This window comes from Microcoleus sp. A6-C6, assembly GCF_036705955.1.
Lineage (GTDB): Bacteria > Cyanobacteriota > Cyanobacteriia > Cyanobacteriales > Microcoleaceae > Microcoleus.
Map to the genome: position 1 here is coordinate 20,390 of NZ_JAUBVR010000051.1, position 24,320 is coordinate 44,709.

The 24,320-nt window shown below is 48.2% G+C and carries 19 protein-coding genes; 8 read left to right on the top strand and 11 right to left on the bottom strand.

Annotated features, from left to right (window positions below; genetic code table 11):
* Window positions 1–61: 61 nt before the first annotated feature.
* Window positions 62–364 (bottom strand): hypothetical protein, encoded by a 303-nt coding sequence (locus QUB52_RS19575; protein ID WP_332967573.1) that lies wholly within the window; start codon window positions 362–364, stop codon window positions 62–64.
* Between the two features lie 618 nt (window positions 365–982).
* On the opposite strand from QUB52_RS19575, the gene QUB52_RS19580 reads away from it, so the two are divergent.
* Window positions 983–1,378, top strand: a complete 396-nt coding sequence (locus tag QUB52_RS19580; RefSeq protein WP_265238613.1) for a response regulator — start codon at window positions 983–985, stop codon at window positions 1,376–1,378.
* A gap of 535 nt (window positions 1,379–1,913) precedes the next feature.
* Here the strand turns inward: QUB52_RS19580 and QUB52_RS19585 are convergent.
* From QUB52_RS19585 to rpsT, 7 genes are all read right to left on the bottom strand, one after another.
* Entirely contained in the window at window positions 1,914–6,092 is a 4,179-nt protein-coding gene (locus tag QUB52_RS19585) for a DNA-directed RNA polymerase subunit beta'' (protein WP_332967570.1), read from the bottom strand.
* A 224-nt stretch (window positions 6,093–6,316) separates the two neighbouring features.
* Window positions 6,317–8,194 carry a DNA-directed RNA polymerase subunit gamma gene (locus QUB52_RS19590; protein ID WP_265238611.1) on the bottom strand — a complete coding sequence of 626 codons (1,878 nt, stop codon included), beginning with the start codon at window positions 8,192–8,194 and terminating at the stop codon, window positions 6,317–6,319.
* A gap of 83 nt (window positions 8,195–8,277) precedes the next feature.
* Window positions 8,278–9,366 (bottom strand): HNH endonuclease, encoded by a 1,089-nt coding sequence (locus QUB52_RS19595; protein ID WP_332967569.1) that lies wholly within the window; start codon window positions 9,364–9,366, stop codon window positions 8,278–8,280.
* Between the two features lie 133 nt (window positions 9,367–9,499).
* Complete coding sequence (rpoB, locus tag QUB52_RS19600; RefSeq protein ID WP_265238607.1) at window positions 9,500–12,883, bottom strand: DNA-directed RNA polymerase subunit beta; 3,384 nt, start codon at window positions 12,881–12,883, stop codon at window positions 9,500–9,502.
* Between the two features lie 267 nt (window positions 12,884–13,150).
* The gene (locus QUB52_RS19605; RefSeq protein ID WP_332974709.1) at window positions 13,151–13,354 is read right to left on the bottom strand and encodes a hypothetical protein; all 204 of its coding nucleotides are present in this window, start codon (window positions 13,352–13,354) and stop codon (window positions 13,151–13,153) included.
* Between the two features lie 121 nt (window positions 13,355–13,475).
* The gene (locus QUB52_RS19610; protein WP_332974710.1) at window positions 13,476–14,255 is read right to left on the bottom strand and encodes a TatD family hydrolase; all 780 of its coding nucleotides are present in this window, start codon (window positions 14,253–14,255) and stop codon (window positions 13,476–13,478) included.
* A gap of 156 nt (window positions 14,256–14,411) precedes the next feature.
* Entirely contained in the window at window positions 14,412–14,711 is a 300-nt protein-coding gene (gene rpsT, locus QUB52_RS19615; protein WP_265238602.1) for a 30S ribosomal protein S20, read from the bottom strand.
* Between the two features lie 467 nt (window positions 14,712–15,178).
* Here rpsT and QUB52_RS19620 point away from each other — a divergent pair, with 467 nt between their 5' ends.
* The 3 genes from QUB52_RS19620 (at window position 15,179) to QUB52_RS19630 (ending at window position 17,738) form a co-directional block, all read left to right on the top strand.
* Window positions 15,179–15,439: a hypothetical protein gene (locus tag QUB52_RS19620; protein ID WP_332976243.1), complete on the top strand. Its 261-nt coding sequence runs from the start codon at window positions 15,179–15,181 to the stop codon at window positions 15,437–15,439.
* Window positions 15,440–15,663: 224 nt separating this feature from the next.
* Complete coding sequence (hisD, locus tag QUB52_RS19625; RefSeq protein WP_332975532.1) at window positions 15,664–16,977, top strand: histidinol dehydrogenase; 1,314 nt, start codon at window positions 15,664–15,666, stop codon at window positions 16,975–16,977.
* A gap of 335 nt (window positions 16,978–17,312) precedes the next feature.
* Window positions 17,313–17,738, top strand: a complete 426-nt coding sequence (locus tag QUB52_RS19630; RefSeq protein WP_332975531.1) for a universal stress protein — start codon at window positions 17,313–17,315, stop codon at window positions 17,736–17,738.
* Between the two features lie 275 nt (window positions 17,739–18,013).
* On the opposite strand, the gene QUB52_RS19635 is transcribed toward QUB52_RS19630, so the two are convergent.
* Window positions 18,014–18,655 carry an alpha-ketoglutarate-dependent dioxygenase AlkB family protein gene (locus QUB52_RS19635; protein ID WP_332975530.1) on the bottom strand — a complete coding sequence of 214 codons (642 nt, stop codon included), beginning with the start codon at window positions 18,653–18,655 and terminating at the stop codon, window positions 18,014–18,016.
* A 217-nt stretch (window positions 18,656–18,872) separates the two neighbouring features.
* On the opposite strand from QUB52_RS19635, the gene QUB52_RS19640 reads away from it, so the two are divergent.
* Window positions 18,873–19,706: a hypothetical protein gene (locus tag QUB52_RS19640; protein ID WP_332975529.1), complete on the top strand. Its 834-nt coding sequence runs from the start codon at window positions 18,873–18,875 to the stop codon at window positions 19,704–19,706.
* A gap of 152 nt (window positions 19,707–19,858) precedes the next feature.
* On the opposite strand, the gene QUB52_RS19645 is transcribed toward QUB52_RS19640, so the two are convergent.
* On the bottom strand, window positions 19,859–20,257 hold the full coding sequence (locus QUB52_RS19645; RefSeq protein ID WP_332975528.1) for a hypothetical protein: 399 nt from the start codon (window positions 20,255–20,257) through the stop codon (window positions 19,859–19,861).
* A gap of 516 nt (window positions 20,258–20,773) precedes the next feature.
* Here QUB52_RS19645 and chlP point away from each other — a divergent pair.
* Window positions 20,774–21,994: a geranylgeranyl reductase gene (gene chlP, locus QUB52_RS19650; RefSeq protein WP_332975527.1), complete on the top strand. Its 1,221-nt coding sequence runs from the start codon at window positions 20,774–20,776 to the stop codon at window positions 21,992–21,994.
* Window positions 21,995–22,318: 324 nt separating this feature from the next.
* On the opposite strand, the gene QUB52_RS19655 is transcribed toward chlP, so the two are convergent.
* A complete protein-coding gene (locus QUB52_RS19655) occupies window positions 22,319–22,861 on the bottom strand; it encodes a Dps family protein (protein ID WP_265233574.1) in 543 nt (180 codons plus the stop codon).
* A gap of 220 nt (window positions 22,862–23,081) precedes the next feature.
* On the opposite strand from QUB52_RS19655, the gene QUB52_RS19660 reads away from it, so the two are divergent.
* The gene (locus QUB52_RS19660; protein WP_321161501.1) at window positions 23,082–23,354 is read left to right on the top strand and encodes an Asr1405/Asl0597 family protein; all 273 of its coding nucleotides are present in this window, start codon (window positions 23,082–23,084) and stop codon (window positions 23,352–23,354) included.
* A gap of 60 nt (window positions 23,355–23,414) precedes the next feature.
* On the top strand, window positions 23,415–24,104 hold the full coding sequence (locus QUB52_RS19665; RefSeq protein ID WP_332975526.1) for a (2Fe-2S) ferredoxin domain-containing protein: 690 nt from the start codon (window positions 23,415–23,417) through the stop codon (window positions 24,102–24,104).
* Window positions 24,105–24,320 lie beyond the last annotated feature (216 nt).

Sequence of the window (24,320 nt, forward strand, 5' to 3'; positions counted from 1 at the left end):
AGTGAAGACAGCCTCTGTCAGTCGATTTTAGATTTTAGATTTTAGATTTTAGATTTTAGATTTACTTGCAGCTTTGAATCAGGGTGCAGGAACTAGAGTCTAAAATTTTGGGATATCCACGACGATTGTCGGGGGCTTGTACCCGTTTTTGGGCGGGGTCAATAATGCTCAGGTTGCCTGTCTCGATCGAAAAGCGTTTGCCGCAGACGAACCGAAAGTTCGACCCGCCCAGCGGGAGAAGCAAAATAAATTTAACAGGTGAAACCAGAATCAGAGTGCCGAAGACGGGCAACACTTGCCTCTTACTCTCCACTCTTACACTAACCTCTATGTTGCCGACAGGAGCGCCTACTTGTCTATTCACCGCCCGCCGTCAGAAGGTTGATTCACAGTCATGCTTTTTCTTATAATCGCTCACAAATGCCGATCGTTCAGAATTGGGCGCCGTCAAAAGCTCTGCTCGCGAGCTCTCAAGCCTCTGACACCAGCTCGATCGACTGAAGCGTCGATCTTTTCAGCTATATCGATCGGTCAAAACTGAGAATTGGGAATCTCAACAATCTCCCGCTAGATTCGCTACTCCGAATGCTGAGGCGGGAGTATGTGAATAAACCTTGCTTTATTCTCAGAGCTGAAAAAAAAATGATTGTCACACCTCACCAACTCTAAGTCGGAGGCCCAAGCGAAAGACAGGATACTAGAAACCTGCTACCGGGGAATCTTGAAATTCTCACCAGTGTCAGGTCTAGTGCTAAAAAACAACTAAACTGTCTGTGTGTAGTAGTCTAAATTATGGTACTTGATGCTTCTAGGCATCTGTACACCCTCTGACAGTTACTCGCCCAAGGAATATATGCGGGTTTTGCAGAGTTCCCGGCTGATGGCGATAAAAACTCTGCATTTTTGACGGGGAATGTAATCCCCGTGTCGTGTTCCTCTTTGGACTCCAGTCGCAAAGTTTCTATACTTCCCATATTTATTTATGAAAACCGTTCTGATTGTAGAGGACGATTTGGTTAATGCTCGGGTTTTTTCCAAAATACTGACTAAGCGGGGGGGCTTAGCTGTCAAGCACACGGAAAATGTTGAAGAGGTGATGCAGATTGCTGCTGCCGGTGAAGCTGATTTGATTTTAATGGACGTGTCTCTTTCACACAGCGTGTACCAGGGAAAATCTGTTGACGGCATTAAGATTACTCAATTGCTGAAAGCTGACCCGCAAACGGCCTCGCTGCCGATTATCTTGGTGACTGCTCACGCGATGGCGGGTGATAAAGAAACCTTTCTGAATCAAAGCGGTGCCGACGGTTACATCTCTAAACCCGTAGTAGACCATCAAGAGTTTGTCGATCGGATCAAGGCTTTGCTCCCTGAGTGAGCGAACCATATTTGAAGAAGGAAGTAAAGCCAACGGATTCGTCGGCTGCTAGAGATGTGATGGATGCAATCTTGTCGGGAAGCCGCGAAGATTTTAGTTCAATACGCTTGGGTTAGCGGTCTTTTACGAATTCGCTCTTACTATTTTATGGGAAATACAGGCAGCTTTTAGAACTCAGACTGTTCTTAACCCAAGCCGATTGGGTTTTAGTTATCGTCGCGAGAGAAGTTATAAGGAAGAAAGAGTTTTAACTGTTTGTTAATTCAAACAATTAAAACTCTTTCTTTTCAAGTTTTCTTGAATTCTGATTTATACCTTCGGACGAATATCTCGTGCCTTCTTTTTTCGGGCGAGTTGATGTGCGGTTCGCCTCGATTTAATCGCACTTTCGGCTATGAATTCTGAGTTCTAAGTTTTGAGGCGAAAAATTTAAGATTTTTCAACCAACGCTTTAGCTAAGCGTTGGTTGGGACGAACCAAAAAAATTGCCGCACAGTTCAGGATCGCTGTCTGCGCGACAATCTCAAAAAACTTCTTAGTCTTCGTCCTCGTCGAAGTCCTCGTCGAAATCATCATCGATCGGTCCTAAGGAATCATCATCAGTATCAGGGACAAAATCGTCGTCATCAACTTCAATTTCCTCAAAATCGTCATCAACATCAACCTCAATTTCAGAGACAGGGGCGACATCAAAAGGACTCTCGATCGTATACTTGCGGCGGGCAGTGCGATCGTCCACCACGACATCTTCCTGCAAATCGTGGATATCGTCATCAAACACAGCACCATCAAAACCAGCATCCTGAACACTAGCATCCTCATAGGCATTAAACCCAGTCCCGGCAGGAATCAAGCGGCCGATGATCACGTTTTCCTTGAGGCCGCGCAGCCAGTCAGACTTGCCCTCGATCGCAGCTTCAGTCAGCACCCGCGTCGTTTCTTGGAACGAAGCAGCGGAAATAAAGCTGTCGGTATTGAGCGAAGCTTTGGTAATCCCCAGTAGTACCGGAGTATAATCCGCCGGCGCTCCACCAGTAATTGACATCGCCTCATTCACCTGTTCCACCTGCCGCAGTTCGACTAACTCGCCGGGGAGCATGGTAGTGTCGCCACCGTCCTCCATCCGCACTTTGTTAGTCATCTGGCGGACAATCACTTCGATGTGTTTGTCGGAAATATCCACGCCCTGAGACTGGTAAACCGATTGCACTTCGTTGACTAAGAAAGTCTGCACTTGCTGGAAGCTCTCCAAAGCTGCCTCAAAGGTAGGCTGGCGCTCTTTGAGAACTTGGAAAAATACTTCCAGAATTTCGTGAGGATTGGCGGGGCCGTCGGTCAAAGCTTCGGCGACGCCCACACGCTGTCCGTCAGAGACGATCGGGTTTTGGCCAGGTAACAAAGGATACTGCTCGATCCTGCCGTCATCCTCTACTACCGCGAGTTCGACAATATCGTCGTCGGTAGCTACCTGAGCCGTCCCCGGACGCTTAGCTAAAATACAAGCTTCCTTCGGTTTCCGTCCTTCGAGTAGTTCTTCAATCCGGGGCAAACCTTGAATGATGTCCCCGGTTTTGGCTCGCTCGAACACCAGGATGACTAAGTTGTCGCCACGTTGCACCAAGTCGCCGTCGTCTACGTGGAGCACTGCACCACCAGAAACTCGGTAAGGACGGGCTACCCGCAGGACTATTTTGGCTTCTTCTCCGTTATCGGAGGCTGGTATAACTTTCACGACTTGACCGGACTCTTCCAGAATCACTCCCGGTGCTACCTCAGTACCAGCTACCAATAACTGACCAGGGCTGACTGCTGGTGTACCCGCTACTGAAACTGTCACAGAATCCGCCTCCCGCATTACCAACAATCGGCGTACCGGTTCGTTGAGTCCTTCGCGGATGCCCCGGACGATACCTGCTTCTTTGCAGAGAATTTCGGTGCGGGCTACCACTGCGCCAGGGGCGATCGACTGTCCGTCTTCTACCAACAGTCTGGTGTGGGTACTACCTTGAGTCGGATCTGCCGACACGTCCCGCCGAATTACCAGCGATTCCAAAATCACCAACTGCAAGCGGAAAATCCGAGAAGGCGCTGGGGCTTCTTCGCCTTCTACCAGAGCCAGTTCTTGCGACTGCACAATCGCATCAGATAGACCCCAAGCCGGGCCGGAACCGTCGGCTCCAAAAGCCAAAGCGTCCCCATCATCGGGTAGGAGTTCGATATCCGCTGCCAGTTGCGGCGCGCCGGAACCGATTTCTAAGATGAGCTGAGTCCGCAGGAGTTCGAGTCCTTCGACTGATTTGACGCGCTCTCCGTCTTTGTAGGGGAGCCGCTGGACTGCTTTGAGGGAGATGGACTCGTTGAGTGCTGTCTGGGAAGGTATGGGCGGTTTGTCGGGTACTGGAAACTCTACTACTGGCCGCAGCAATAAGGCTGGGCCTTCGGGGGTTTCGATGTATTCGGCATAGCCCAATTCTTCGGCAATTAATCCGGGGAAGATTTCTTGACCGGCGCTGACTATTTGACCTTCGCCCAAGGTTAGTGGTGGGCGATCGACTGCGTGCATGGTTCCGGGCTTGATCACAATTTCCCGGAGGATGTCGTTTTTCTGGGTGACTTCTACCGCGCCACTGGTTTGGCAGAAAATATCTTTGACGACTTCGGTGCCGGCTTCGACGTATTGGCCATCTTCTACTAGCAGCAGGGAGATGTCTTTGTTGACTTCGTGGCACTCTTCGGCAATCCACAGCAGAGTGCCGCCTTTGACTACTTCGTAGCCGAGTTTGGCTTTGCCGCGCTTGTGGACTTCGACTCCGGCGTATTTGACGATGCCTCCGGTGGCGGTGCGGTAGCTGTCATCGAGCAGTTCGGCTACGACTTCACCGTTGATGACTTTGCTCCCCGGCGCTGTTTTCAAGGAAAACCGTTGGTTGGAAGCAGTTTCGATGATGTAATGTTCGCGGCCGCCGGCGCTTTCCGATCGCACAATTGCTTGATCTAGCAACACTTGAGCGGTGATGATTTCGATTTCTCGCTCGTCGGCGATGCGGACTACGCCGCCGTGTTCGGAGACGAGTTTCGTTTCGGCGATGACGCTTTCTGCCACGATGCGATCGCCATTTTTGACGGCCGGTTCGGCGCCGGGGAGTAAGTTATAGACTTCTCCTGAGAGAATCCAAATCAGTCCGCCTCTGCTGGCGGTGCGAGTGGTGTTACCTTGGCGATCGGTTTTTTCTTCTGGTACTAAGTCCGCAAACTTGGCTTCGCCTGCTAAATCGGAGGCTACGTCGGTTGTGACTTTTTCTGTGGTTTTGCGGGCGGCGCGTCCGACGATCGGCACTTCTGCCAAAACTTGACCGGAGATAGCGCGCTGTCCGTCTTTGACCATTAGGGTGGAACCTTGGACGATCGCGAATTCAACTTTCAGCTTCTGATTTTTCGCGCCGGATTTGCCTTCTTCATAGCCTTCACCCTCCAATACGAGTTTGCCGTTGTTTTCGGCGACGAGGGCTTCTTCGCCATGTCTAGTGCGGAAGGCGCGGGTGCGTAAATTCTTAAACTTTGCCACACCCGGGAATGGTGCTCGTTCTTGTTTAGCGACTTCTCCAGTAAATACGCCGCCTGTGTGGAAGGTACGCATGGTGAGTTGGGTTCCCGGTTCGCCGATCGACTGGGCGGCGATAATCCCGATCGCTTCTCCCATGTCTACCATTTTCAAGTGGGCGAGACTCCAACCGTAGCAGGATTGGCAAACGGAACGGGTGGCTTCGCAAGTTAGGGGCGATCGTAAATATACTTCCGGCACTCCAGACTTACCGATTTCCCCTGCCAGCTCTTCAGTAATCGGCTGATTTCGGACGGCTCTTTCGTTGCCATAGGTCACGATTTCTTTGGTTTTGGGGTGCACCACATCTCGTGCCAACACCCGCCCTAGCAGCCGATCTTTCAGGGGAATCAGCACGGTAGCGCCGTCGGTCATCGGCCGCACGCGAATCCCGCGCTGAGTGCCGCAGTCTACTTCACGCACGATGACATCTTGGGATACATCCACCAACCGACGAGTCAGGTAGCCGGAGTCGGCGGTACGCAGGGCGGTATCTACTAAGCCTTTGCGGGCGCCGTAGGAGGAAATGATGTATTCGGTGACGGTGAGTCCTTCGCGGAAGTTGGTTTTAATGGGCAAGTCGATGATTTCTCCTTGGGGGTCTGCCATCAATCCGCGCATTCCGACGAGTTGCCGCACTTGGGAGATGTTCCCGCGCGCGCCGGAGAATGCCATCATGTACACCGAGTTGAGGGGGTCTGTGGCTCGGAAGTTTTTGACTACTTCATCTTTGAGGTCTTCTGAGGTGCTGTTCCAGGTGTCGATTACTTTTTGGAAGCGTTCGACTTCGGTGATTTCGCCTCTGGTGTATTTCTGTTCGGTGATGCGGATTTCTTCTTCGGCTGCATCGAGCAGTTGTCGTTTGATTGGGGGTACTTGCAGGTCGTCTACGCTAATTGAAACTCCGGCTTTTGTGGCAAACCGGAAACCCAAATCTTTGAGTTTGTCGGCCATTTGCGCTGTGCGGGCCGTTCCATAGTTCATGAAAGACCAAGAGATTAGTTTTTTGAGCTGACCTTTGTCAACAACTCGATTGCGAAAAACAATTTCCTTATTTTCCTTATTTTCTGTCATTTTTCTACTGTTAGTAATTTGATAAGAGTCATTAGTCATTAGTCATTAGTCATTGGGCATTGGGCATTGGTCATTAGTCATTAGTCATTAGTCATTAGTCATTGGTAACTGCTAATCAATACAGGATTCAAGCCACATATAGCGGTTCTCAAGCGTGGTGAGGTATGCCCCATGCCCCATGAATGCCCGATGCCCAATGCCCGATGCCCGATGCCCAATGCCCGATGCCCGATGCCCGATGCCCGATGCCCAATGCCCAATTCCTAGTTGTTAATTACCGATTCGATCGTTTGGTGATAGATAATCCGACCGGGAGTAGTGCGAATGAACTGAGTAATCAACTTGCCCTCCGCATCTTCCCGAACCCGGCGGAACTTGTATTCTTTCGTCACTACTGTACCGTCTGCCGATCGCTCCGTCTTCAGCGGTTCCCCTTCCGGTTCTGTATTTTCGATCGCACCTTGAAATCTCACCCACACATAAGAGTGCAAGTTAATCACTCCTTGTTCGTAAGCTACAACCGCATCGGTAAAGCTAGAGAAATAGTGACCCGCTCCTTTTTGAGCATCAAGATTTTCGGCGGTTAGGTAATAGCAACCGAGCACCATATCTTGAGAAGGAGTAACGATCGGTCTTCCGGTTGCCGGCGACATAATGTTATTAGAAGCCAGCATCAACAAGCGGGCTTCCGCCTGAGATTCCAGAGACAAAGGAACGTGCACTGCCATTTGGTCGCCGTCAAAGTCAGCGTTAAAAGCCGGACAGACTAGCGGGTGAAGCTGAATCGCCCTCCCGTCCACCAAAATCGGCTCAAAGGCTTGAATCCCCAAACGGTGCAGCGTGGGTGCCCGGTTCAGCATGACAGGGTGTCCTTCAATCACCTCCTGAAGCACGTCCCAAACGCTAGGATCGTTGCGCTGGATCAGTTTTTTGGCGGCTTTGATGTTGTTGACTAATCCTTGGCGGATCAAACGGTGGATGACAAAAGGCTGGAAAAGCTCGATCGCCATTTCCCTCGGCAAACCGCACTGATGAATCTTCAGTTTTGGCCCGACAACAATTACCGAACGTCCAGAATAGTCAACCCGTTTCCCCAGCAAGTTTTGCCGGAAACGACCTTGTTTCCCTTCAATGATGTCTGACAGCGACTTCAGCGGACGGTTGTTTGCGCCTACCACAGTCCGGCCCCGGCGGCCGTTGTCAATCAGCGCATCCACAGCTTCTTGTAGCATCCGCTTTTCGTTGCGAATGATAATCTCTGGTGCCAGAATTTCTTGCAATCTCGCCAAGCGATTATTGCGATTAATAACTCTTCGATAAAGGTCATTAAGGTCACTGGTTGCAAAACGTCCACCGTCTAGCTGTACCATCGGCCGCAAGTCTGGGGGAATCACCGGAATGACATTGAGCACCATCCAATCGGGATGAGAACCCGTAGCGATAAAGTTGTCAATTACCCGCAAACGTTTAATTAACTTCGCGCGTTTTTGACCTTTAGCATTAGCAATATCTTCCCGCAGCTTTTCCGCTTCACTTTCTAGCGGAATATTTTGCAGCAAAACTTGCAAAGCTTCTGCACCGATTCCTACTTCTACGCCGGTTAGGGTGGAATCTTCGCTGTAAAGTTCATCTTCTATTTCCAGCCAAGCATCTTCTGTGAGTAATTGCTTGTATTGGAGCTTTTCAGCATTACCAGCATTCAACACAACATAGGCGTTGAAATAAACAATTTGTTCGACATCTCGCAGGGGCATATCTAACAGAATTGCCATGTAACTGGGGATGCCTTTGAGATACCAAACGTGAGCTACTGGAGCTGCTAATTTAATAAATCCCATCCGGTGGCGGCGGACGCGAGATTCAGTGACTTCAACACCGCATCTCTCGCAAACAATGCCTCTATGACGAACTCTTTTGTACTTGCCACAATGACATTCCCAATCTTTTGCAGGCCCAAAAATGCGCTCGCAAAACAATCCGTCCATTTCTGGTTTTAATGTTCTGTAGTTAATCGTCTCAGGTTTTACAATTTCGCCCACTATCTGACCATTGGGTAAAGTTCTCTCTCCCCATTGTCGAATTCTTTCTGGTGAAGCTAACCCAATCTTTACGTAATCAAATCGTTGTTCTATCTTAGCCATTCTTAACTCCAATCGATGATTTACTTGAAATTATTTGCTGTAATTTATCTTCTTTGCTTGATTCTTTGGTGATTAAATCAATCTCAGACTCCTTTATATGTGACATTATTTTTAATGTCATAAATGACACTTGTGGACACTGCAAATTCCAGAGCAATTTTAGCAATGGATTCTCCAGCTTTAATGCGTTCTCGCACATCTTGCGCTTGAGCAAAAGTCAGTTTGCGATCGAGATATCCACCCATGCGAGGAATCGGAACCTCTTCGCCTTCTTCCTTCCAAGTCAGGTGATACTTAATAGTGTGTATAGTTGCGGGATTTACGCCGTATGCTTCAGCTACATCCTTCATTCTGTCTCCTGCTGCTAATTTTTGCCGGATTTCTCGCACTTTTTCCCAGTCTAATTTGGCATTGGAAAGGGGATGACTTTTTCCTTGGGTGCGTCCTTTTTGGGAAGCATCTAATAAATTCTGAGTACGAGTACCAGCCCACAGGTGTTCTGGATTAATACAACTGGGAGTATCGCAAGTATGACAAGCATCCATAGAGGTAGGAAGTTCATATCCTAATTTCTCTGCTAAAACAGCACGAGTAACTGATTTTGATTTCCCATTTTTCCAGTATCTGCCATAGCCTGAACCATCTTTTCCGCCTTGAAAAATTATGCAGCCGTTGTCTTGAATTTCTCCTAAAAAACGTGGGGAAACTGTGATGAAGTTATTGGGAATACTTGTCTGAACGATCTTAGTAATAGTTTCATGTTGTACCCCATACTCTCTTGCTAGATGGTTCTTGATTGTTCCAGATAAATATTTAGTCTGAATTTCTCGTAGTTGTTGGATAGACAATTTATCAATTCCCGGAATACTTTTGCGTCTGGGAGTTTTGCGATCGCGCCCCATCATCTGTCCGGTATTCTCAGCAGCCGATCCCGCTACCAGATGTGCCGGGTTGATGCAGCTTCGGTTGTCGCAGGTGTGGCAAGCAAAATAACCGGAATCGAGGAATCCCGCTATTTTTGATTCGAGGACTAATCGGTGGACTAATACCGTTTTGCCATCGATCCACTTACGCCCGTAACCGTTTTTTAACCTACTGCCTTGCCAGTTAATACAGCCTGTCTCCAGGTCTAATGCTCCTTCAATTCCGGGGATGACTGTTACAATAGTCATGTCAGCGTCTCTCTTTGTTAGAGCGTTGATTCGCCTCAGCAGTGTTGATACCACTGCTGAGGCATTTTAATTGGAGATTGTCGATTTGAGATTGAATGCTGTCAAACAATCTCAAATCGACAATCTCAAGTCCCTAATCCTCGTCTTCGTCGCGAGAAAGCGATTCATAAGTAGGCCTGGAGGGCGATCGCCGCCCACCAACGTCTGCCATCAAATCAACCTCAACGTGCTCGCTACCTTCGTCGTTCGTATTCACCTTGTGCACGGCAATATCCAAGCACAAAGATTGCAACTCCCGCATCAGCACCTTAAACGATTCCGGCGTACCGGGGCGTGGGATAGCTTTGCCTTTAACAATGGCATTTAAAGCTTCATTTCTACCCTGCATATCATCCGACTTCACAGTCAGCAACTCTTGCAAAGTATAAGCTGCACCGAACGCTTCGAGAGCCCAAACTTCCATTTCCCCGAACCGCTGTCCTCCCTGCTGCGCTTTGCCACCCAAAGGCTGTTGCGTTACCAGCGAGTAAGGCCCAGTGCTCCGGGCGTGGATTTTGTCATCTACCAAGTGGACGAGTTTCAGCATATAGGCGATGCCGACTGTGATAGGTCGATCGAACGGTTCGCCAGTTCTGCCATCGTAGACAATAGTCTTACCGGGGTGTTTTTCGTTAAATATCCACGGTTTACCCGTTTTTTCGCGCGCCTCCTCTAACTTGCCGTGAACGGTTTCCCGCGACTTTTCAGCACCGTGCATTTCATCAAAAGGCACCATCTTGAACCGCATGGATAGATTTTCGCCCGCCCAGCCCAGCAAGCACTCAAAAATCTGACCCACATTCATCCGCGATGGTACACCCAAGGGATTGAGCACGATGTCAACGGGAGTCCCATCGGGTAAGTAGGGCATATCCTCCATCGGCAGAATCCGGGACACAATACCTTTGTTACCGTGGCGGCCGGCCATTTTGTCGCCGACTTGAATCTTGCGTTTTTGGGCTACGTAGACGCGGACAACCATGTTGGCGCCTGGAGGTAGTTCGTCGCCCTGTTCGCGAGTGAAAACCCGCACGTCTACTACGCGGCCTTTTTCGCCATTAGGAACTCGGAGGGAGTTGTCGCGCACATCGCGGGCTTTTTCGCCGAAGATTGCTCTGAGCAGTTTTTCTTCTGGCGGTTGGTCGGATTCACCTTTGGGGGTAACTTTGCCGACCAAAATGTCGCTGGCTTCTACCCAAGCACCTTTGCGGATGATGCCCTGTTCGTCTAGCTGGCGCAGTGCGTCTTCGCCGACGTTGGGTATTTCGCGGGTGATTTCTTCGGGGCCGAGTTTGGTTTGGCGGGCTTCGATTTCGTATTTTTCAATGTGGATGCTGGTGTACACATCTTCGTATACCAAACGCTCGCTAATGAGTATCCCATCTTCGTAGTTGTAGCCTTCCCAAGGCATATAAGCTGCGATGATGTTCTGACCCAGAGCCAGTTCTGCCCCTTCGGTGGAGGAACCGTCGGCGAGGACTTGACCGGCAACTACTCGATCGCCCTCATAGATCAAAGGACGCTGGTTTAAACAGGTATCCTGGTTAGAGCGCTGATATTTTTGCAGTTCGTGCTCGATACAGCCTGAGTATTTTTGCTTCCAAACCGAGGGCTGTTTGGTTTTGAGGTCGTCGTATTCCCGAATCAGGAAACTTTCCTCGCTGGAATTCGACTCAGCATCTACCGCCAGGGGCTTGACAATAATCCGGGTAGCATCGATGTAAATTACTTCGCCGTTAACCTTGGAAACTACTACCATCCCGGAATCTCGCGCGGCCTGAGCTTCCAAGCCCGTACCTACGAGTGGCCGTTCTGGTTTGAGTAGCGGCACAGCTTGCCGCTGCATATTCGATCCCATCAGAGCGCGGTTGGCGTCGTCGTGTTCCAGGAACGGAATCAGCGATGTGGCGACGGAGACGATTTGGACTGGCGATATCGCCATGTAGTCCACCTGCATCGGGGTGGTGGTGGTGAACTCTTGGCGGTAGCGAACGGCTACGGTTTCGCCCAAGAGGTTGTTGTTTTCGTCGAGGCTGATGTCTCCGGGGGCGACGCGCAGGTCATCTTCTTCGTCGGCTGTCATATATACGGGGGCTTTGTCCCGCAATACTTGTCCTTTTTCTACTGGATAGAAAGGAGTTTCGATGAAGCCGTAGGAGTTGACGCGGGCGTGGGTTGCCAAAGAGCCGATGAGTCCGGCGTTGGGGCCTTCTGGTGTTTCGATCGGGCAAATCCGGCCATAGTGGGATGGGTGAATATCTCGCACTGCGAAACCGGCGCGTTCGCGAGTCAAACCTCCTGGGCCAAGGGCGGACAGACGGCGTTTGTGGGTCAGTTCTGCTAGGGGATTGGTTTGATCCATGAACTGGGATAGCTGGGAGGAACCGAAGAATTCCTTGATTGCTGCTACCAGCGGTTTGGGGTTGACCAGGGAAGCGGGGGTGAGGGAGTCGGCGTCTGAAACCGTCATCCGTTCGCGGATAATCCGTTCTAAGCGGTTCAATCCGACGCGGACTTGGTTTTGCAGCAATTCTCCGACACTGCGGACGCGACGGTTGCCTAAGTGGTCGATGTCATCGGTTGAACCGATGTCGAATTCGAGGTTGATCAAATAGTCGATCGCCGTCAAGATATCTTGGGATGTCAGTACCCGCATGGTATCGGGAACTGTCAAACGCAGTTTTTTGTTGAGTTTGTAGCGACCAACTCTGCCCAAATCGTAGCGTTTGGGGTCGAAAAAGCGGGAGTGCAGGAGCTGTTCGCCTCCGGCCACGGTGGGGGGTTCGCCTGGACGGAGTTTGCGGTACAGCTCCATTAGGGCTTCTTCTTCGCCGAATTGTCCTTCTTTTTCGATCGTTTTTTGGAAGTATTCCGGGTGGCGCAGGGAGTCGTAGATTTCGCCGTCGGTGAGTCCCAGGGCTTTGAGCAGAACTTGGGCCGAGAGTTTGCGGGTTTTGTCGATTCTCACCCAGACTAAATCGTTTTTGTCGGTCTCGAACTTGAGCCACGCGCCGCGGTTGGGGATCAGGCTCGCGTTGTAGGAACGGCGGCCGTTTTTGTCGGTTTCCGATTTGTAGTAAACTCCGGGCGATCGCACGATTTGGTTAACGATGACTCGTTCTGCACCGTTGATGATGAAAGTGCCGCGCTCGGTCATCAAGGGCAAATCGCCGATGAAGACTTCTTGTTCTTTGATTTCGCCTGTTTCTTTGTTAATCAAGCGGGTGGGGACGTACATTTGCACTGAGTAGGTGCTGTCCCGGCGCTTGGCTTCGTCTACGTCATATTTCGGGCGCTTGAGTTTGAAGTCTTTGCCGATGAAGTGGAGTTCTAGCTTACCCGTGTAGTCTGTAATCGGGGAGAAGCTGTCTAGTTCTTCGATCAGTCCGGCTTCTAGAAACCAGCGAAAACTTGCCCGCTGGATTTCGATCAGGTCGGGCAAGGTGAAGGCGAATTCTGTGTAATCTTTAGTGGTCATGGGTGTCCTTTTTCCGCAGTGGCTCTAGCTTTTTACATGGCGCCAAGGCTGGGCGTTTTTACCTTGTTGCGTTTTTTTGATGGATTGTGTGAGAGAATTTATATGATGTTTTCGATCGCCTGCCAACTGCTGCAACGGCTATTTTCACTGGTTGCTCGCAGTGTTTTTGTGCGGATTTTGGCTTGGATCGAGATGCTTTTAGCTTCGACCTCTTGGTGCTTCAGGGTAAATCCCCTACACATTTGACTCCTAAAATTGACTTGACAGCTATTGCCAAATTGCCGAGTTTCCAAATTTCTTCTGATGTGTAAGTTGTGTAAATTCGAGGTATTGCTTGAAGTTTTCGCCTGCCCCGAAGGTGAGCGGGCACTCGCCGAAGCTCGCAGTTCGGCGCAGGGCGATGGTGCCGATAGTGAGCCAACGCCCGATCAGTCGGTTCTTTTTATTATAGGACGCAAATCCGATCGCCACAGGCAACTCCCAAAGAATCTGAAATTAAGGATGAATCCGGTTTTGGGTTGCCGGATATAGATGAGATTTTCCCGATTTTCTGCCCTTAACTCTATCTGTTTTCCTCGTTTCTTTGCTCTAGCTAAACTGAAAAGCCGAATAGCTGACAGGCATTTTCAGTTGTCTGTTGGGACAAAGTTAAGAGAGAAACTCCTCTCAATTTAGCAACTTGCTCGGCTACGTAATAGACGTAAGCTGGTTCGTTGCGTTTTCCCCGCTGGGGTGCAGGGGCGAGAAAAGGGCAATCTGTCTCGACTAAGATGCGATCGCTATTTACCATACAAGCTGATTCTTGTATTTGCAAGGCTTTTTTAAAGGTGACAGTTCCGCTAAAACTGATGTAGAAACCCAGGTCTAAAAACCACTGGGTTTCTTCGGGTGTGCCTCCCCAGCAGTGCATCACACCGCGCACCGGACCGCGTTTTTGCCAAAAGTTCCGAAGCATTTCGGCCATTGGGGCGGCGGCGTCGCGACAGTGGATAATCACTGGTTTGTCAAGTTCCTGCGCAATTTCAAGCTGTGCCTCAAACACTTTAAACTGGTGTTCGCGATCGTCTGCTTTAAAAAAGTCTAGTCCGGTTTCGCCGATCGCCACTACCCGATCGTCAGAAATTGCTAATTTTCTAATCAGGCTTGCAGTTTCGTCTTTCCACTTGGCGGCATCTAGGGGATGAAGCCCCACCGCAAAGGAAACTTCTGCAAATTGATTAGCAATCGCTTGAATTCCGGCAAACTCTTCTGGCTCTACACAAGAATGAACCAATCGAACCACACCAGCTTCGCGCCAGCGTGCTCGAACGGCTTCTAACTCAGACTTGAAAGCCTCAAAGTTGATATGAACGTGAGTGTCGATAAGCTGCATGGGCGAATGGGAGAGTGAGAGATTGGAGGAGGGGGAGAGTGGGAGAGTGCGGGAGTGGGAGAGTAGGAGAGTAGTAGGAAAAATTCTCTTTCTTCCTTCTTTCTTCCTTCTTCCCTCTTCCTTCTTCCTTCTTCCGTCTTCCTTCTTCCTTCTGTCTTAGGATGCTACTTGTGTTTCGTGTGGCTTGAGGGTTCTTGCCAAACGGGACTTTTTGCGATCGCCGTTGTTACGGTGCAGTACACCTTTTTTGACAGCTTTGTCAATTTTGCTGTACGCCTCAGACATACGTTGCTGCACTTCTTGCATTAATTCAGGTGTCGGAGATGCGGCGTACTTCTCAACGGTCGTGAAATACTTCTTCATCAGGGTTTTGACCGCTGACTTGTAAGATTTGTTGTACAAGCGGTTGCGCTCGGCGATTTTGACTCGTTTGACGGCGGACTTAATATTTGCCATAGTTCAGTTTGTGGAAGTAGGTATTGATTGATACATCATAGTCTCGATATAGTCTCAAGACACGGAGATTTTGAGGGACAATCTTTTTGGGTGCGATCCGCAAAAAGCTTGATTTTTTTTAAAGCTGAGTCAGCGATTAGCCGAGCGCTCAGATTTAAGCTGAGTCTGCGGTTACTTTTGCAAGGGCGATCGCGCAATAATTTTTAATTGACTCATCTAACGACCTTTTTTTTACCCCTGACGATACCCAAAGGTATGACACGGGTGTTATCCAGGCGTTTTGCGGGGTTTCCACCGTCACGAGTTAAAGTCACGGTTTATTGCGCGCAATTTTCAAGTATACAATAACTTGGCGTTTTTTTATAAAAAATTATTAGGTGTGAAAAAATCTAATATAGCATGGATTCCGCTCAAAATCCCATTCCCGGAAAAATCCAAGTTAAGCTATAACAAAGAGTACGGGTTATTTGGGCTTCGCCTTTGAAGCACTTGCAGAAGACGGAAGGAAGAGGGAAGAAGGAAGAAGGAAGAAGGGAGAAGGCAGAGGGCAGAAGGCAGAAGGGAGAAGGCAGAGGGCAGAAGGCAGAAGGCAGAAGGCAGAAGGCAGAAGGGAGAGAGAATATTTTTCCCCTCTCCCCCCTCTCCCCCTCTCCCCCTCTCCCTCTCTTCCCCTCTCCCCCTCTCCCCCTCTCCCCCTCCGCCCTCTCCCTCCGCACCCGGTTCTCTGACAGGCAATTCCTCAAGGAAGGTTGTGACTTGTCCTCGGTTTGGCAAAAAAATCCTCGACAGAGATTTAAACGCTGGACTGACGCCGGGAAACGAAGCCTTTGAAACTGCCGCGAGTCTCGCGGTTGAAGCTGGTGGACTGGTGGTGGCCGAATTCTCCAGCCCCACAAAAAATCCAAATTGTCAAGCAAATGTTAGTGAATTATTGACGGCATTCCTAATCTCCATGCTGCGAATTATTACTCAGTGGGTTGAGGCACAAGCTGAACTGCGACGAATCTGCGATCGCACCCACGACGAACTTGTTATTCACAAAGAAGCTACCGTGCGCGAGGTGCTGCAAGCTGTAAGACGCAAAGGCGATCAGGCTGTGCTGCAATATACTGCTGAATTTGACCGCATCACCCTAAATGCGGAAGAGTTGCGCGTGAGTGGCGCCGAATTGGATGCTGCTTACCAGCAAATATCGAAAGAATTATTAAATGCCATCCGGTTGGCTTGCAAACAGGTAGAAGCGTTTCACCGACAGCGTGTCCCCAAATCTTGGGTGCAGTTTGGTGATGACGAAATTGTTTTGGGTAAGCGCTATACGCCAGTCGATCGCGCGGGAATTTACATTCCTGGCGGTCAAGCGTCCTATCCGAGCTCGGTGATCATGAATGCGGTTCCTGCGAAGGTCGCCAAGGTTCCGAGACTGGTGATGTGTACTCCCCCCGGACAAGAGAAGAAAATGAATCCTGCGGTGCTGGTAGCGGCTCAGGAAGCGGGAGTTGATGAGATATATCGGGTCGGCGGGGCTCAGGCGATCGCAGCTTTGGCCTATGGTACGGAAACTATTCCCAAGGTAGATTTAATTACTGGGCCGGGGAATATTTACGTCACGCTGGCGAAAAAACTGGTTTACGGCACTGTGGGGATCGATTCTCTGGCGGGGCCCTCGGAGGTACTGATTATTGCTGATGCTTCGGCGAATCCTGTACACGTAGCTGCGGATATGTTGGCTCAAGCTGAGCACGATTCGATGGCCTCGGCAATTTTGCTGACGGCGGATTCGGTGCTGGCTAGGAAGGTGGTGGCTGAGGTAGAAAGACAATTAGTAAATCACCCGCGCCGGATTTTGACGGAAAAGGCGATCGCCAATTATGGTTTAGTTGTAGTGGTGGAGTCCCTGAAGGCGGCGGCGGAACTCTCCAACGAGTTTGCTCCCGAACACTTGGAATTGCAAGTGGCTGATCCCTGGGCTTTGCTTGACCAAATTCGGCACGCTGGGGCGATTTTCTTGGGCTGTTCGACACCGGAAGCTGTGGGTGATTATTTGGCTGGCCCGAATCATACTTTGCCGACTTCTGGTGCTCCGCGCTATGCTTCGCCGCTGGGGGTGGAAACTTTTATGAAGCATTCGAGTTTGATTCAATATTCGCCGGCTGCTCTGAAAAAGGTTAGTAGGGCGATTAATGTGTTGGCGGAAGCTGAGGGTTTGCCTTCTCACGCTGATTCGGTGCGGCTACGCACTGAGACACAGGGTGAGGGTGATTTTTAGATGGTAGGTTTGAGTTTGGCGATCGAGATTTACGCACTTCGGGCTTAAGAAACCCGGTTTCTTCCAATAAGCTGTTGCGCATTTAAATTGTATATTCGGGACGGGCTAGAAGCCCATCCCACAAGAGTGTTTAAGCGATTTTTGACACACAATTTAAATGTAGAACAGCTTATCTTGCTTAAATTACCAGAAAAAATTGGTTTAAAGCCTCTCGCTTGTACGGAGAAATTAAAATCAGACTATTCATTACTCCAATCCTCTTCCTTCCAGGTATAATTCGCTGTCAACTGTCAACTGTCAACTGTCAACTAAATTCTGAGATTTAAAGGTGCATTATATTGAATACTGTTTTGGTGGCGATCGACAATTCTGATTTTGCAGCACAGGTTTTGCAAGCTGTGGGGCAGTTTAAGCTAGAACCGACGGCTAAGGTGATTTTAGTTCATGTTGTGAGTTCTGGGATGTCGGATTTTGATGCGGTGGTCGATCGACCTCACGCTCAGGGAAATGAGATTGCTTACCGAGAAGTGGAGAAGTTATTGCAATCTTATCAGGAAACTTTGCCTTGCGAGAGTGAGTTGGAGATTGTTTCGGGGGAACCGGCCCAGGAGATTTTGCGTTTGGCGAATATTTATAAAGCGGACTTAATTGCGATCGGCTGTCGGGGTTTGACTGGTTTGAAGCGGATTTTGGAGGGTTCGGTGAGTGCTGAGGTTGTGGCTGAAGCTCCTTGTTCGGTGTTGGTGGTGCGATCGAGGTAGCGGCGGTAAATCAAAGAGTCGATCGCGTTTACCTCAACCAACATACTTATTTCACTAATAGATTGCGAGATGAATTTTCGGAAAATATATCTAGTTAGTTAGAGATAAATGTTTTGAAGTTGCCTAATTGGCGATCGATGATTGAAACAGAAGTCGGTCAGGATTTGTTTAGGTTGCAGCTTGTGATGCGGAAATATGTTGTTAATATTTGTCAAAAATCGAGCTGATTATTTGTAGCACTTCTCAGTAATATGAGATTTTCTTACAAATTACCATTAATTCATTGAGCTTACTTTCCTGAAAGTAAGGTTGATTCTTGGTTCGTTAAATTTGGCTACTTTCGGGATTTGGTGTTGCCAAAAGTGCTGTGTTACTCCTTTCATCAACAGAAAGCTTCCTGGGGTTAATTGAATTTCAAATTTCATTTCTTTTCGGTATTTGTGCCTGAGCACAAAACGACGAGTAGCCCCAAAACTTACAGAACCGATCGCTGGGTTTTCACCAAGTTCTGGTTCATCATCACTGTGCCAAGCTACACTATCTTTGCCGTCGCGATATAGATTAAGCAACACGCTGTTAAACAATGTACCTGCTATTGCTTCTATTTTAGATTTGATTGTTATGAGTGTAGGTGTCCATAGATTAGGCTCCATTTTTATTTTGGAGTAAGTGTAAGATTTACCTGCATCTCCGTACCATGCGGTAAGTCGCGGTATAGCGACTTGCTTGCCAAAAAGCAGAGCCACCTCTTGCTTCCAATTAATAGTGCCGTACAATTCCGCAAATATCTGGTTGCTCTCATTGTTATTGAAGAAGTCGCGGTACATGATTATTTCGGCATCTGGCAGAGATAATTGCTGACCATGTTTTTGGCTTTCTGCTTTTGGCTCTTCCCACAATGAAAGTTGAGTATACATAAATCTGCTCGCTGATGACGTTTTACTGAAATTTATAAATATACAGTTGTTGACACAAGCACTGCCCAGCTTTACCATTAATCATGTAAAGCTAATTTTAGCATTTTAACAAGACAAGGATAATTAGTTTTTGTAACATACATAAATTTTTATGTATTCACCAACCAAATCCTGAATCGTCATTTAAGATGAGACTGGTGTCAATTAGCTATCTACTATGAATTGCTTTCAAATAATTAAATCTGTTCTTGATGAAGCTTATGTCCAAATTCCAGGAGAGGAAGCTGAAAAGGATGAGGTAATTAAGGCCGCACTAGAATACCTGCGAGAAGAATATCTTCAACTCTCGCAGGAATGTAACATAAATTATAGCGACCCGACGACTAGGTTTGCTTATATTTATGCCTACGTAACATCCCATTCTAATTTGGTGTGTAGTATTCTTCAGCAAAATAATGTTTTAGGGAATCTTTTTGACAACAAAAAAGTCGATGTAGCTTGTATTGGAGGAGGACCCGGCAGCGATTTCTTGGGAATCCTCAAATACTTGATGACCAACCAAAAGTCACCGAGAATAAAGTTTCAACTCTGCGATCGGGAGAAAAGCTGGGCAGAATCTTGGAGTGACGTTGATGACAAAGTAGAAGACCTCGAATTTCGCATATCAACTTTTTATCTGCCACTAGATGTCACTAAAAGTGATGACTGGGAATCTCACAAAAAGTATTTTCAGTCAGACCTTTTTACAATGATTTACTTTATGTCAGAAGTATTTAGTTTACGGGACTCAGCCGAGGAATACTTCGCTCACTTATTTAATCAGGCAAAAATCGGCTCACTTTTCTTGTTTATTGATAACAATAGCTCCCAATTTTATAATTGGTTTGACAAGTTGGCTGAAAATCATAAAATAGACATACTAAGCAGTAACGAAACTAAAATGACTTTGCCTTTAGATGAGGAAAAGTCAGATTTAGGAAAATATGTTGCCAAATTTTCTAGTCCAAAACTTACAGCCAATGTTGCATACCGAATTGGGCGAAAAGTCTAGGATATGTTCCGGTATGTTTTTACACAGGGACATAAGTTTAGATAATGCCAGAAAAATTCGGTTACTCTTGCTTTTGCCCTCCTTGCCCGCGATCGCTGCTTTGATGGATATTGACCTAATCCTAGTCCTCAATGAAGCGATCGCCCTTCACATCAGTTTGGGTTTTTCCCCTTACCCTTCCCCAAAAAGTCCCGCAAACGCAACAAACTAGCGGTTTGTCCCAAATTCAGCGGTAGCAGCGACACACCCTCTAACCGAGACTGCACCCAACCGTCGCCCCAATACCACTCGTGAAACCCGTCGATTCCCTGACTCAACAACAGTCGCAGACAATTTGACTCTGCAATCTCCACATGGTGCTGCACCGCTACCGGGCCAATCCAACTCGTGAAAGTCAATTCGCGATCGAGCAATTCCGGCAAACCCTTAGAAAACTGCTGAGGCCACAGCCACTGCTGCAAATGCACAGGACGCATCAAACTGTCTCGAATCGCGGTTTCCGAAGCTTCAACCTCAATCCGCAGTTGACTTTGTTGAAAATTACCTAGCATAGCAATTTGAAATTTTATATAGGAACTTTACGTAACTTCAATGTAACGTAATTGCACGAAGTTCGATCGCACCCACGCATAGCAGTTTTTAGTCGAGATATCGGGCCAAGGACACGGTGGCAAAATACAGACGGCGGTTGAAACCGCGTCTACACAGACAAAACCCGGATGGTGCGCGGGTTGAAGAACCGACGGTGAAAATACGTTGTTTTCTTCAGTCCGCGGAGGCGGACATCGTTTGTGTAGGAGCGGTTTCAACCGCCGTCTGCATCTGTATTTAATTTGATCGCACTGTATTTAATTCGATCGCACATCAGCGTCAATCCGCGTTCATCTACCGTTAAAGATTTAAGATTTTGCCGCCAAACCAGCACCTAAAACCCGATTTTCGTATCCAATTGTTAAGCTCTGTTTCATTTCATTTAAATCTCCCATTCTCACCCCACAGCAAAGAAACTCCGTGATACCATCACATCTGACTGGTAAAAACTATAGAAAAAATTGGGGAGAAAAGCTTTGACACTACGGGTTGCAGTTGTTGGATCAGGGCCAGCCGGTTCTTGCGCCGCCGAAACATTGGTAAAAGCAGGCATCGAAACTTATTTATTTGAGCGCAAATTAGACAACGCTAAACCCTGCGGCGGGGCGATTCCCCTGTGCATGGTCGAAGAATTTGACTTGCCACAAAGTATTATCGATCGCCAAGTCAGAAAAATGAAAATGATTTCCCCCTCCAACGTAGAGGTGGACATCAATATCGAAAACGAACACGAATACATCGGTATGTGCCGCCGCGAAGTCCTCGATGGCTTTTTGCGCGATCGGGCTGCTTCCTTAGGTGCCAAACTAATTAACGGTACCGTTCACACCTTAGACATTCCTACGAACAACACCGACCCCTACATTCTCCACTACGCCGACCACTCCAACGGCACCGCCGTAGGAACTCAGAAAACCCTGAAAGTGGATTTGGTAATCGGCGCTGACGGCGCTAACTCCCGCGTAGCCAAGGCGATTGATGCTGGTGACTACAATTATGCGATCGCCTTCCAAGAGCGCATCCGCCTCCCAGAAGATAAAATGGCTTACTACGAAGGCTTAGCCGAAATGTACGTCGGCGACGACGTTTCCACCGACTTCTACGCCTGGGTGTTCCCCAAATACGACCACGTAGCCGTCGGTACCGGCACGATGAAAGTCAATCAAGCCAGCATCAAAAAGCTCCAAGCCGGAGTCCGGGCCCGCGCTGCCAAAAAACTCATGGGCGGTGAAATCATTAAAGTGGAAGCTCACCCCATCCCAGAACATCCGCGTCCCCGCCGGGTTGTCGGCCGAGTTGCCCTCATCGGTGATGCTGCCGGTTATGTTACCAAGTCTTCGGGCGAAGGTATCTATTTTGCCGCTAAGTCTGGCCGGATGTGCGCTGAAACTATTGTGGAGATTTCCAATAATGGCGCGCGGATTCCAACGGAACAAGAAATCAAGCTGTATCTGAAGCGGTGGGATAAGGCTTACGGTATTACTTACAAGGTGCTTGACATTTTGCAGCGCGTGTTCTACCGTTCTGATGCTACTCGCGAAGCTTTTGTGGAAATGTGTGCCGATCGCGATGTGCAGAAACTCACATTTGATAGCTACTTGTATAAGACCGTGGTGCCGGCTAATCCCTTCATTCAGATGAAGATTACCGCGAAAACCATTGGTAGCTTGTTGCGCGGTAGTGCTTTGGCTCCTTAATTTCTGGGAAATTATCGCACTTTGTATAAAAAGTGGAGATCCCCCCTAGCCCCCCTTAAGAAGGGGGGGACAGGAGTATTCAGAAAGTTCCGTTTTGATGGGAGGGACAGGAATATTCTCAAAGTCCCCCTTCTTAAGGGGGATTTAGGGGGATCGAGACTCGATGATGAGCGAGATTTATCAAGGCTTTCAGGCTTCAGTTGACACGCATTGAGCAGTGCTGTGTCCCTACAGATAAGCTGCCAAATCTGAAATCCCCCCAAATTTTGAATTTGGAGGGGATTTTAAGCTTTTTTCCGATTTAGGGAAATTGCTTTTTTCGGGTTAGTTTAAGTTCAATTGCACTAAGGTATCGGGGGCGAGGAAGTGGGAAATGTGATAAGCTCGCTCTTCTGTTTTTAGCAGGATTTTTTCGTAGAGGTAGCGCGTAGCTCGATCGCCCAAACTTTCTGCTTGTCCTGCTTGACGGCGCAGTAAACCTATAATAGCTTGTTCTGCTGTCAAATCATGTTCCAGCATTTGGCGGCAGGAATATACGCCGTCGGCTTCTGGCTCAAAACAGCACATCTCGGCTAATTTGCTAAAGCTAGCCGCCGGTATGCCGCCCAACCCGTTCAAGCGTTCGCCCAATTCGTGGACACTATCTTGAGCTTCTCCGTAGCTTTCTTGAAAGAATTGGTGCAAGGAGTAAAATTCTGCCCCTTCCACCACAAAATGATGTTTTTGATATTGCAGGTATAAAGCCTGAAAACTTGCCAGCAGCGCGTTCATCCCTTCACAAATCGGTGCTGTGACTGAATGTTCTAGTAGAACTGGGTTTTCGGCTATGTGACCAAACGGTCTCAATGCACTCTGAATCTCAGCCATGTGTGTTCTCCTTTCAATAGGCAGTTTTGTTGCCAATAGACTCACTCTAGCACCCTAGATTTACCAGTCAAGCAGGGTCGGCCTCGATAGTGGAAGACTTTGTATAGTAGAAAAATTTTTTACAAAATCTATTGAGAATTATTTGCAGTTGCGTTATCCTCTAAAAAGATGCTCGTTCTGAATGCTTCCTGAAAATGGGGTACATCAAGAGCAAAAATTAATGCAAATCATTATTGTTGTTAAAAAAATGAATCCAGCAGATCCAGAATTAGAAGTCTGTGACATCGTGCCAGTCAGTTGGCTAGACAGATGGCAAGTTTACCAACGCTTGCAAGAGCTAGAAATTCCCTGCTGGTGCGGAGTTGATCAACCTTTGCGGGCCAAAATTAGCACGGCTAAACAAGCTGCTCAATTAGCGAGTGTTTTGAGGCAATTGAGCGCTTCACGGGGCGAACTGGTGCATTTGCTGGAGTGCTGCTGGCAAATCGCCTAAAGGCAGTTCGGGAACGGATTATTTAACGGATTTAATGGATGTCACGGATTTAAAGGAGTTATGACAATGTATCAATCTGGTAAGCAACTTTCGGAATTTAGCTTAGAGGGAGAAATCCTCAGCCTGATTATTGAAGATGGTTACAAACTTAAATATTTGCGAATTGGTACGGATCGCGGAGTAGAGTTTCTGGTTAAACTTTGCAAGGAGTTGCGGTCATTTTTAGGGCCCGTTTTGACGACTGGGTTGAGAGTTCAAGTTGCGGGTGAGAAAGAACTCAATTTGAAAAATGGTAAAATAAAACTTAAAGCTCGCAGTCTCAAGCTGGCTCAAGGTAACAACGATCGATCGCCCGAACAGCTCGACTCTACCAGTTTACCTGCTGCGGTATTGACCTTAGATGGCGCGATCCTTTTCCAGGGCTTCGCCAACGATAAAACCGAAGTCAGCACTTGCACAGCAACTCAAACTGTCCAAACTCCGGCTAAAACCAAAACTAAAATATTAGTATGTCAAAAATCTGACTGCCAGAAGCGGGGCAGCGCAGCAGTCTGTAAAGCTTTAGAAACTGCTTTGAATGCGCGGGGTTTAGAAGGGCAAGTGACTGTTCAGGGAACCGGATGTCTCAAACAGTGCAAAGCCGGGCCAAATATGGTTTTGATGCCGGACAAAACTCGCTACAGTCGCATCAAACCTGCTGAAATTCCAGCAATTATTGACAAACATTTTGCGGTTATTGAAAAAGCTTAGCCGATCGCACGGCATGAGAGAGTCGAAGAGTTTGAGGGAAGCATCTCAATAAGTGCAAAAAGCATTTTTTTGGAGTGCGAGCTTAAGAGCTCGCGAGCTAGATAAGGCACGCGAGCTCTTAAGCTCGCACTAGATAAGCTGGGTGCATCTCACTTTGGCAAATACATCAAATTGAAAGTTGACCGTTGAGATAAGCACAGCGAAGAGAAAGGATAG

What these genes read in the sequence shown, in the direction of transcription:
- QUB52_RS19660 (WP_321161501.1), top strand. Translation starts at nt 23,082, where the DNA reads ATGCAAATCATTATTGTTGTTAAAAAAATGAATCCAGCAGATCCAGAA.
- hisD (WP_332975532.1), top strand. Translation starts at nt 15,664, where the DNA reads ATGCTGCGAATTATTACTCAGTGGGTTGAGGCACAAGCTGAACTGCGA.
- rpoB (WP_265238607.1), bottom strand. Translation starts at nt 12,883, where the DNA reads ATGACCACTAAAGATTACACAGAATTCGCCTTCACCTTGCCCGACCTG.
- QUB52_RS19595 (WP_332967569.1), bottom strand. Translation starts at nt 9,366, where the DNA reads ATGACTATTGTAACAGTCATCCCCGGAATTGAAGGAGCATTAGACCTG.
- QUB52_RS19590 (WP_265238611.1), bottom strand. Translation starts at nt 8,194, where the DNA reads ATGGCTAAGATAGAACAACGATTTGATTACGTAAAGATTGGGTTAGCT.
- QUB52_RS19645 (WP_332975528.1), bottom strand. Translation starts at nt 20,257, where the DNA reads ATGCTAGGTAATTTTCAACAAAGTCAACTGCGGATTGAGGTTGAAGCT.
- QUB52_RS19610 (WP_332974710.1), bottom strand. Translation starts at nt 14,255, where the DNA reads ATGCAGCTTATCGACACTCACGTTCATATCAACTTTGAGGCTTTCAAG.
- QUB52_RS19655 (WP_265233574.1), bottom strand. Translation starts at nt 22,861, where the DNA reads ATGGCTGAGATTCAGAGTGCATTGAGACCGTTTGGTCACATAGCCGAA.
- QUB52_RS19635 (WP_332975530.1), bottom strand. Translation starts at nt 18,655, where the DNA reads ATGTATACTCAACTTTCATTGTGGGAAGAGCCAAAAGCAGAAAGCCAA.
- QUB52_RS19585 (WP_332967570.1), bottom strand. Translation starts at nt 6,092, where the DNA reads ATGACTAATGACTCTTATCAAATTACTAACAGTAGAAAAATGACAGAA.
- QUB52_RS19640 (WP_332975529.1), top strand. Translation starts at nt 18,873, where the DNA reads ATGAATTGCTTTCAAATAATTAAATCTGTTCTTGATGAAGCTTATGTC.
- rpsT (WP_265238602.1), bottom strand. Translation starts at nt 14,711, where the DNA reads ATGGCAAATATTAAGTCCGCCGTCAAACGAGTCAAAATCGCCGAGCGC.
- QUB52_RS19665 (WP_332975526.1), top strand. Translation starts at nt 23,415, where the DNA reads ATGACAATGTATCAATCTGGTAAGCAACTTTCGGAATTTAGCTTAGAG.
- QUB52_RS19580 (WP_265238613.1), top strand. Translation starts at nt 983, where the DNA reads ATGAAAACCGTTCTGATTGTAGAGGACGATTTGGTTAATGCTCGGGTT.